This is a genomic window from Moritella sp. JT01 (assembly GCF_001574435.1).
Classification (GTDB): domain Bacteria; phylum Pseudomonadota; class Gammaproteobacteria; order Enterobacterales; family Moritellaceae; genus Moritella.
In genome coordinates this window covers 41,887-50,925 of sequence record NZ_LOCN01000014.1, presented here as the reverse complement: position 1 = coordinate 50,925, position 9,039 = coordinate 41,887, and the positions used below count along the sequence as shown (strand labels likewise).

Genomic DNA, 9,039 nt, shown 5'->3' with positions numbered 1-9,039 from the left:
TGCAAGTGCTCACACAGATTGCTTGAATAAATTGTTAAAGAGCATACTGAGCGGCTGTTGCCGTGTCAGTGAGGTCGCATTATAGAGATATGGATCACATTGGCAAGCGTTCATTACAATAAATATTAAAAAAACATAAAAAGATTAAAAATCGAACAATCTAGCTATGTACCAGACAAAAACAAATGAAACTCGTTAATAAAGCAGTTTAAATTCTGTCTATTACTGCAAAAGAATATTGAGTAGACGTAAGTTAAGAGGCATTTTTAAATTATCGATATTAACTAATAAGAAGAAAACTATTTTCAACATCAGAAAAAAAATCTAAGAGGAATTAAGAATTAAGAATTAAGAATTAAGAATTATTCAGAGGATAATTAAGAGCAATAAAAAAGCCAGAGCGTGAGCTCTGGCTTCTAATAATACTATTCTTCGTCAGCAGCTTCAACAACTGGACGATCTACTAGTTCGATGTAAGCCATAGGAGCTTTATCGCCAGTACGTAGACCACATTTTAAGATTCGAGTATAACCGCCTGAACGGTTTTCGAAACGTGGGCCTAATTCTTTAAATAGTTTACCTACAACTTCATCGCTGCGGGTACGAGCAAATGCTAGACGACGGTTAGCTACGCTATCCGTTTTAGCAAGTGTAATTAGAGGCTCAACTACACGACGTAATTCTTTAGCTTTAGGCAGAGTCGTTTTAATGATCTCGTGGCTAACTAAAGAACATGCCATATTACGGAACATAGCCTGACGGTGGCTGCTGTTACGATTTAGTTGACGACCACTCTTACGATGGCGCATGAACTTATCCTTCTTACAAAAATCTTTTGACTAGTGTTTACTATTCGTCCGCAATACTTGCAGGCGGCCAGTTTTCTAGGCGCATACCTAGAGAAAGACCACGTGAAGCTAGAACATCTTTAATTTCAGTTAAAGATTTCTTACCAAGGTTAGGCGTTTTAAGTAACTCAACCTCAGTGCGCTGAACAAGATCACCAATATAGTGAATTGCTTCTGCTTTTAGGCAGTTAGCTGAACGAACAGTAAGTTCTAAATCATCAACAGGACGTAGCAGTATCGGATCGAACTCTGGTTTCTCTTCTTTCTGCTCTGGTTCCGTTACATCACGAAGATCAACGAAAGCATCAAGCTGTTCAGCCAGAATTGTAGCAGCACGACGAATAGCTTCTTCAGGATCTAATGTTCCATTAGTTTCCATATCGATTACTAACTTATCAAGGTTAGTACGTTGCTCTACGCGAGCAGATTCAACATTGTAAGCAATACGGCTTACAGGGCTGAATGCAGCATCAACAAGCAAACGACCGATAGGGCGCTCTTCATCATCAGCATGAACACGTGTAGAAGCAGGTACGTAACCACGACCCTTTGCAACACGAATGCGCATACTGATATCTGCTTGACCGGTTAAATTACAAATCACATGTTCCGGATTTATAATCTCAACATCACCATCATGGGTGATGTCACCTGCCAATACAGGACCTGTACCTGACTTAGTTAAAGTTAGTAACGCTTCGTCTTTGCCTTCAAGTTTGATTGCAAGACCTTTCAAGTTAAGAAGAATTTCAAGAACATCTTCTTGAACGCCTTCTTTACTGCTGTACTCATGGAGTACGCCGTCGATCTCAACTTCTGTTACAGCACAACCTGGCATAGAAGAAAGTAGAATACGACGTAAAGCATTACCAAGAGTGTGACCAAAGCCACGCTCTAACGGCTCAAGTGTTACCTTGGCACGTGTTGAGCTAATTTGCTCAATATCAACAAGTCTTGGTCTTAGAAATTCTGTTACAGAACCCTGCATGTATGTCCTCTCTTATGAAGTTAACTTTACTTAGAGTAAAGTTCAACAATAAGCTGTTCGTTGATGTCTGCAGACAGATCAGAACGCTCAGGAACACGTTTGTAAACGCCTTCAAGTGTCTTACTGTCAACTTCAACCCAAGATGCTTTCTCACGCTGCTCTGAAATTTCAAGAGCTGAAGCGATACGAGCTTGCTTCTTAGCCTTCTCGCGAATGCTAACTGTATCGTTAACTTTCACTTTGTAAGAAGGGATATTTACAACTTTACCGTTTACAACGATTGCTTTGTGGCTTACTAACTGGCGCGATTCCGCACGAGTAGAACCAAAGCCCATACGATAAACAACGTTATCTAGACGGCCTTCTAATAAAGCAAGTAGGTTTTCACCAGTATTACCTTTTAGACGAGCAGCTTCTTTATATAAGTTACGGAATTGCTTTTCAAGTACACCGTACATACGACGAACTTTTTGCTTTTCACGTAGTTGTAAACCGTAGTCAGATAGACGAGGTTTACGAGCACCATGTACACCAGGTGCGTTATCAATTTTACACTTAGATTCGATCGCACGTACGCCACTTTTCAAGAAAAGATCTGTACCTTCACGACGACTAAGCTTGAGCTTTGGGCCCAAATATCTAGCCATGTTCTTTCTCCAATATTCCTAAAAGCGTTATACGCGACGCTTTTTAGGTGGACGACAACCATTGTGAGGGATTGGTGTAACATCAGTGATGTTAGTAATTTTAAAACCAATCGCATTCAATGCACGAATAGAAGATTCACGACCAGGACCAGGGCCCTTAACCATAACTTCTAAATTTTTCACACCGTACTCTTTAGCCATTTCACCAGCACGCTCAGCAGCAACCTGCGCAGCGAATGGAGTTGACTTACGAGAACCACGGAAGCCTGAGCCGCCTGCAGTTGCCCAAGATAAAGCATTACCTTGGCGATCTGTGATTGTCACAATAGTATTATTGAAAGAAGCATGAACGTGTGCAATACCGTCAGCAACTTGCTTTTTAACGCGCTTACGAGCGCGAGTTGGAGTTTTAGCCATTACTCGTCAGCTCCTATTTCTTGATAGCTTTACGCGGACCTTTACGGGTGCGCGCATTTGTTTTAGTGCGTTGACCACGTAGAGGTAAGCTGCGACGGTGACGAATACCACGGTAACAACCGAGGTCCATCAGACGCTTGATATTCATACTTACTTCACGACGTAGGTCACCTTCTACAGTGTATTTACCTACTTCTTCGCGAAGAAGTTCTAGTTGAGCTTCTTCTAGCTCTCTGATCTTAGCTGTTTCAGCGATACCAGTTGCTACACAGATTGCTTTCGCACGTGTTGCACCAATACCGAAAACACCAGTCAGGGCAATGACTGTATGCTTTTGATCAGGAATGTTAATGCCGGCTATACGGGCCACTATACCACTCCACTTAAGGGTTTAAAAAAAAATGTTGCTCTCTTCGAAAAGCCCGTAAGGATACTCAGAAGAGAGATATATTGCAATAGAAACTTGGGAATAGATTAATAAATCTAGCCCAAGTATCTACTACTGTCTAACCTTGGCGTTGTTTATGCTTTGGTTCAACACAGATTATACGAATTACACCGTGACGTTTGATCACTTTGCAATTACGACAAATCTTTTTAACAGATGCACGAACTTTCATTTCTTACTCCGTAACTGTTATAGGACATGCTCAAACTAATTTAGCGACCGTAGCCTTTTAAATTAGCTTTCTTAAGAACATCACCATATTGATGAGACATCATATGAGTCTGAACTTGAGCCATAAAGTCCATGATTACCACAACCATAATAAGTAATGACGTACCACCGAAGTAGAACTGCACACCCATAGCTTGTGTCATGAACAATGGTACTAGACAAATGAATGTAATGTACAAAGAACCCGCTAGAGTTAATCGTGACATTACTTTGTCTATATACCTTGAAGTTTGTTCGCCTGGTCTAATACCTGGGATGAACGCCCCGCTCTTCTTCAAGTTATCTGCCGTTTCACGAGGGTTAAATACCAACGCTGTATAGAAGAAACAGAAGAAGATAATTGCTGCTGCATAAAGCATTACATACAAAGGTTGTCCTGGCTGTAGAGCCAAGGAAATGTCAGTAAGGAAAGATAAACCTTCATTCTGACCGAACCATTGTGCAAGCGTTCCAGGAAACAAAATTATACTCGAAGCAAAAATAGCTGGAATAACACCGGCCATATTAAGCTTTAACGGTAAATGCGTGCTTTGAGCTGCAAAAACACGTCGTCCTTGTTGGCGTTTTGCGTAGTTTACCACAATTCTACGCTGACCGCGCTCTACAAATACAACAAAGTATGTAACAGCAAAAACAACACCAGCTAACACTAACAATAACAGGCCGTGAAGGTTACCATCGATAACCTGTTCAACCGTTTGTCCGATAGCTGGCGGCATACCAGCAACAATACCTGCAAAAATTAATATTGAGATACCATTACCAATACCGCGTTCGGTAATTTGTTCACCTAACCACATTAAGAACATAGTACCAGTTACTAAACTCACTACCGCAGTAAAGTAAAAACTTAACCCTGGATTATGGACAAGTCCATCAACCATGTTAGGTAAGCCTTTAGCAATACCAATAGCTTGGAAAGTACCTAAGAACAATGTTCCGTAACGGGTATACTGGCTAATTTTGCGTCGTCCTGCATCACCGTCTTTTTTCAATTCGGCAAGTGTAGGATTAACAACAGTTAATAACTGTATGATAATAGAGGCCGAAATATACGGCATAATACCCAACGCAAAAATAGACGCACGCTCAAGCGCACCACCAGAGAACATGTTAAACATTTCTAAGATGGTACCCTTTTGCGAGTCAAACAGCGTAGCAAGTACAGAGGCATCAATACCAGGGATCGGAACAAAAGATCCTGCGCGAAATACAATAATTGCACCTAACACGAACCATAAACGACTTTTCAATTCTGATAAGCCACCTTGAGATTTATTCGTTTCCAATCCTGGTTTTTTAGCCATTTGTACTATCCTTCGATTTGACCGCCTGCAGCAACAATCGCTTCAACAGCACCTTTCGTAGCTTTAATGCCACGAATAGTAACTGGTCGAGTGATTTCACCAGATAAAACAACTTTAACAAACAGGATGTTTTTTGTAACAAGACCTGCTGCTTTAAGTGTGCTTAAATCAACAACATCACCTTCAACTTTAGCGATTTCATTTAAACGTACTTCAGCTGTTACTAGCTGCTTACGTGAAGTGAAACCGAATTTAGGTAGACGTTGTTTCAAAGGCATTTGACCGCCTTCAAAACCAGGTCGAATACCGCCGCCTGAGCGCGATTTTTGACCTTTGTGACCACGGCCACAAGTTTTACCAGTACCAGAACCGATACCGCGACCTACACGTTTAGCGTTTGGCTTAGAACCAGCAGCTGGAGATAGAGTATTTAAAAACATTACGCTTCCTCCACTTTAATCATGTAAGCTACTTTGTTAATCATACCACGTACGCAAGCTGTATCTTCTAGCTCAACAGTGTGGTTGATTTTACGAAGGCCTAAACCAACAAGTGTTGCACGATGTTTAGGTAAACGACCGATTGCACTTTTAGTTTGAGTTACTTTAATTTTAGCCATGGTTTAATTACCCCAGAATTTCTTTAACAGGTAGACCACGTTTAGCTGCGATTTGTTCTGGTGATGACATACCAGTAAGCGCGCCAATTGTAGCTCGTACAACGTTAATTGGGTTAGTAGAACCGTAACATTTAGAAAGTACGTCATGGATCCCTACAACTTCTAGTACTGCACGCATTGCACCGCCGGCAATGATACCTGTACCAGCTGATGCTGGACGCATGAATACTTTAGAACCAGAATGACGACCCTTAATTGGATGTTGAAGAGTCACACCATTTAGTTCAATGCTTACGATATTGCGTTTCGCTTTTTCCATTGCTTTTTGAATAGCAGCTGGAACTTCACGTGCTTTACCATAACCAAAACCAACGCGACCGTTACCGTCACCCACTACTGTAAGAGCAGTGAAGCTGAAGATACGACCACCTTTAACAACTTTTGAAACACGATTAACTGCAATTAATTTCTCTTGCAGATCACCTGTTTGGTTTTCAACTTTAGACATTTCCTACTCCTGACTAGAACTGAAGGCCAGCTTCACGAGCGGCATCAGCTAATGCTGCAACACGACCGTGATATTGGAAACCTGAACGATCGAAAGCAATTTTAGTAACGCCTTTTTCGATAGCTCGCTCAGCAACCAATTTACCGATTACTTTAGCTGCTTCAACGTTACCGCCATAGCTGATCATTTCACGAACTGCTTTTTCTGTCGTTGTAGCAGAAACCAATACTTCCGCATTCGGTGTAATAACCTGTGCATAAGTATGGTTTGGAGTGCGGTTAATCACTAAACGTGTAGCACCCAATTCTTGCATTTTCTTACGTGCGCGAGTTGCGCGACGAAGACGTGCAGATTTCTTATCCATAGTATTACCCTACTTTTTCTTGGCTTCTTTACGACGCACAACTTCATCAGAATAACGAACACCTTTACCTTTATAAGGTTCAGGCGGACGGAAAGCTCTGATATCTGCTGCAACTTGACCAACATTTTGTTTGTCAGCGCCAGTAATAACAATTTCAGTTTGGCTTGGGCAAACTGCAGTTATACCTTCTGGAAGGTTATAAGCTACAGGATGTGAGAAACCTAATGTTAGATTCACAACAGAACCTTTAACATTTGCACGGTAACCAACACCATTTAGTTGAAGAGTTTTAGTAAAACCTTCAGCTACACCTTTAACCATGTTATTAACGTTAGCACGAGCTGTACCAGCTTGAGCCCAAGCATCTTTTACGCCTTCAACAGGACCAAAAGATACTTTTTCATCAGCGATTGCAAGAACAACAGATGAATTAATAACAGCAGTTAAAGAGCCTTTAGCGCCTTTAACAGTGATTTCCTGACCATTTAGAGAGATCTCTACGCCTGCAGGGATGGCAACGGGTGCTTTAGCAACACGAGACATATATAAACCCCTTAAGAAACGTAGCAGATGATCTCGCCACCGATGCCAGCTTTGCGAGCTGCACGGTCAGACATCATGCCTTTAGAAGTAGAAACGATAGCAACACCTAAGCCACCCATCACTTTAGGAAGATCATTACTTCCTTTGTAGATGCGTAAACCTGGGCGACTAACGCGCTCAATTTTTTCGATTACGTTTTTGCCTTCGAAATATTTCAAAGACACTTCAAGTTCAGCTTTCACTTCACCTGAAACAGCGTAACCATTAATGTAACCTTCTTCTTTAAGCACAGCTGCTAGTGCAACTTTTTGCTTAGAACAAGGCATTTTAACTGCAACCTTAGAGGCTGACTGACCGTTACGGATGCGTGTTAGCATATCCGCAATAGGATCTTGCATGCTCATTTTCGTATACTCCCGAAATTAGTGACTTACCAACTAGCCTTTTTAAGACCTGGAACTTCACCACGCATCATGTGCTCACGTAGTTTGATACGGCTTAAGCCGAACTTACGTAGGTAGCCATGAGGGCGGCCAGTGATGTTACAGCGATTACGCTGACGACATGCACTAGAATCACGAGGTAACGATTGCAATTTAAGAACTGCATTCCAACGATCTTCGTCTGAAGTATTTACACCAGAGATGATTGCTTTTATTTCAGCACGTTTCTCTGCGTATTTATTTACTAGCTTCGCGCGTTTTACGTCGCGCGCTTTCATTGATTGCTTAGCCATGACCCTACCTTACTTACGGAATGGGAAATTAAAGGCAGTCAGCAGAGCGTGACCTTCTTCATCAGATTTCGCAGTAGTAGTGATAGTAATATCCATACCACGAATTTTATCGATTTTATCGTAATCGATTTCTGGGAAGATGATTTGCTCGCGAACACCCATACTATAGTTACCACGACCATCGAACGATTTAGGGTTCAGGCCACGGAAATCGCGAATACGTGGAATTGAGATGCCTATTAGGCGCTCAAGGAATTCCCACATACGCTCGCCACGTAGGGTAACTTTACAACCAATAGGATATCCTTCACGGATTTTAAAGCCAGCAACGGATTTACGAGCTTTAGTAATCAATGGTTTTTGACCAGAAATTGCAGCCATATCAGCAGCAGCATTTTCTAATACTTTTTTATCATTGATTGCTTCGCCCACACCCATATTAAGGGTGATCTTTTCAATCCGAGGGACTTGCATGATAGATTTATAGCCGAACTTAGTTTTAAGTTCAGGCGCTATCGTTTCTTTGTAGTGTTCATGCAGTTTCGCCACAGTTAACTCCAATTAAACAAGTTCATTATTAGATTTGAAGAAACGTACTTTTTTGCCGTCTTCAAATCGGAAACCGACACGGTCAGCCTTGCTAGTTGCAGGGTTGAATAGTGCCACGTTTGATGCGTCTAAAGCTGCTTCTTTCTCAATAATACCGCCAGCTACGCCCAGTTGTGGGTTTGGCTTTTGGTGTTTTTTGATAAGATTAACGCCTTCAACGAATATTTTACCGTCTGCTCTTACTTCAGTAACTTTGCCTTGTTTACCAGCATCTTTACCTGCAACAACGATAACTTCATCATTTTTTAAAATTTTAGCTGCCATTTTTCGTTCCTTTATAGTACTTCTGGTGCCAGAGATACGATTTTCATGAACTGTTCAGTTCGTAGTTCACGTGTAACTGGGCCAAAGATACGAGTACCGATCGGCGCGCCGTTAGCATTAAGCATAACTGCTGCGTTACGGTCGAAACGGATAGCTGCACCGTCTGTACGACGGATTGCTGACCTAGTACGCACTACCACTGCGTTTAGAACATCACCTTTTTTTACTTTACCGCGAGGAATTGCTTCCTTCACAGTAACTTTGATGATATCACCAACACGCGCATAGCGGCGGTGCGAACCACCTAGGACCTTGATACACTGAACGCGACGTGCGCCTGAGTTATCGGCTACGTCCAACGTAGACTGCATTTGGATCATTATTAGTGCTCCGCAATAATTTCATCTAATCCAACATGGATTAAATGAGTCCGCTCTCTTTCAAGAGGTGGCGCATTATAACACCACGGCTTTGAAAAAAGCAACGGGAATCGACTAAAAAACAAACGAC

The 9,039-nt window shown here is 41.8% G+C and carries 17 protein-coding genes; all 17 read right to left on the bottom strand.

The genetic code is table 11. The features are described from left to right. Positions 1 to 425: 425 nt before the first annotated feature. A complete protein-coding gene (gene rplQ / locus AKG98_RS12720; RefSeq protein WP_067046265.1) occupies positions 426 to 809 on the bottom strand; it encodes a 50S ribosomal protein L17 in 384 nt (127 codons plus the stop codon). Between the two features lie 40 nt (positions 810 to 849). Continuing rightward, positions 850 to 1,836 (bottom strand): DNA-directed RNA polymerase subunit alpha, encoded by a 987-nt coding sequence (rpoA, locus tag AKG98_RS12715; RefSeq protein WP_067046263.1) that lies wholly within the window; start codon positions 1,834 to 1,836, stop codon positions 850 to 852. A 26-nt stretch (positions 1,837 to 1,862) separates the two neighbouring features. After that, positions 1,863 to 2,483 carry a 30S ribosomal protein S4 gene (rpsD, locus tag AKG98_RS12710; RefSeq protein ID WP_006034544.1) on the bottom strand — a complete coding sequence of 207 codons (621 nt, stop codon included), beginning with the start codon at positions 2,481 to 2,483 and terminating at the stop codon, positions 1,863 to 1,865. Between the two features lie 27 nt (positions 2,484 to 2,510). Then, positions 2,511 to 2,900 (bottom strand): 30S ribosomal protein S11, encoded by a 390-nt coding sequence (rpsK, locus tag AKG98_RS12705; RefSeq protein ID WP_067046261.1) that lies wholly within the window; start codon positions 2,898 to 2,900, stop codon positions 2,511 to 2,513. Positions 2,901 to 2,913: 13 nt separating this feature from the next. Beyond that, positions 2,914 to 3,270, bottom strand: coding sequence for a 30S ribosomal protein S13 (gene rpsM, locus AKG98_RS12700; protein WP_017223603.1), 357 nt, complete (start codon positions 3,268 to 3,270; stop codon positions 2,914 to 2,916). Positions 3,271 to 3,406: 136 nt separating this feature from the next. Next, entirely contained in the window at positions 3,407 to 3,520 is a 114-nt protein-coding gene (rpmJ, locus tag AKG98_RS12695; protein WP_045112205.1) for a 50S ribosomal protein L36, read from the bottom strand. 40 nt (positions 3,521 to 3,560) lie between these two features. Then, positions 3,561 to 4,886: a preprotein translocase subunit SecY gene (secY, locus tag AKG98_RS12690; protein ID WP_067046259.1), complete on the bottom strand. Its 1,326-nt coding sequence runs from the start codon at positions 4,884 to 4,886 to the stop codon at positions 3,561 to 3,563. A 5-nt stretch (positions 4,887 to 4,891) separates the two neighbouring features. After that, a complete protein-coding gene (gene rplO / locus AKG98_RS12685) occupies positions 4,892 to 5,326 on the bottom strand; it encodes a 50S ribosomal protein L15 (protein WP_067046257.1) in 435 nt (144 codons plus the stop codon). Beyond that, positions 5,326 to 5,505 carry a 50S ribosomal protein L30 gene (rpmD, locus tag AKG98_RS12680; protein ID WP_045112208.1) on the bottom strand — a complete coding sequence of 60 codons (180 nt, stop codon included), beginning with the start codon at positions 5,503 to 5,505 and terminating at the stop codon, positions 5,326 to 5,328. The genes rplO and rpmD overlap by 1 nt, the downstream gene beginning before the upstream one ends. 7 nt (positions 5,506 to 5,512) lie before the next feature. After that, a complete protein-coding gene (gene rpsE / locus AKG98_RS12675; RefSeq protein WP_067046255.1) occupies positions 5,513 to 6,013 on the bottom strand; it encodes a 30S ribosomal protein S5 in 501 nt (166 codons plus the stop codon). Between the two features lie 13 nt (positions 6,014 to 6,026). Continuing rightward, the gene (gene rplR, locus AKG98_RS12670) at positions 6,027 to 6,377 is read right to left on the bottom strand and encodes a 50S ribosomal protein L18 (protein ID WP_006034611.1); all 351 of its coding nucleotides are present in this window, start codon (positions 6,375 to 6,377) and stop codon (positions 6,027 to 6,029) included. A 9-nt stretch (positions 6,378 to 6,386) separates the two neighbouring features. Beyond that, positions 6,387 to 6,920, bottom strand: a complete 534-nt coding sequence (gene rplF / locus AKG98_RS12665) for a 50S ribosomal protein L6 (RefSeq protein ID WP_067046253.1) — start codon at positions 6,918 to 6,920, stop codon at positions 6,387 to 6,389. Between the two features lie 11 nt (positions 6,921 to 6,931). Next, positions 6,932 to 7,324: a 30S ribosomal protein S8 gene (rpsH, locus tag AKG98_RS12660; protein WP_045112211.1), complete on the bottom strand. Its 393-nt coding sequence runs from the start codon at positions 7,322 to 7,324 to the stop codon at positions 6,932 to 6,934. Between the two features lie 26 nt (positions 7,325 to 7,350). Continuing rightward, complete coding sequence (rpsN, locus tag AKG98_RS12655) at positions 7,351 to 7,656, bottom strand: 30S ribosomal protein S14 (protein ID WP_067046251.1); 306 nt, start codon at positions 7,654 to 7,656, stop codon at positions 7,351 to 7,353. A 9-nt stretch (positions 7,657 to 7,665) separates the two neighbouring features. After that, the gene (rplE, locus tag AKG98_RS12650; protein WP_067046249.1) at positions 7,666 to 8,205 is read right to left on the bottom strand and encodes a 50S ribosomal protein L5; all 540 of its coding nucleotides are present in this window, start codon (positions 8,203 to 8,205) and stop codon (positions 7,666 to 7,668) included. A gap of 12 nt (positions 8,206 to 8,217) precedes the next feature. Then, positions 8,218 to 8,529, bottom strand: coding sequence for a 50S ribosomal protein L24 (gene rplX, locus AKG98_RS12645; protein WP_017223595.1), 312 nt, complete (start codon positions 8,527 to 8,529; stop codon positions 8,218 to 8,220). 11 nt (positions 8,530 to 8,540) lie between these two features. Next, positions 8,541 to 8,909 carry a 50S ribosomal protein L14 gene (rplN, locus tag AKG98_RS12640; RefSeq protein ID WP_067046247.1) on the bottom strand — a complete coding sequence of 123 codons (369 nt, stop codon included), beginning with the start codon at positions 8,907 to 8,909 and terminating at the stop codon, positions 8,541 to 8,543. Between the last annotated feature and the right edge of the window lie 130 nt (positions 8,910 to 9,039).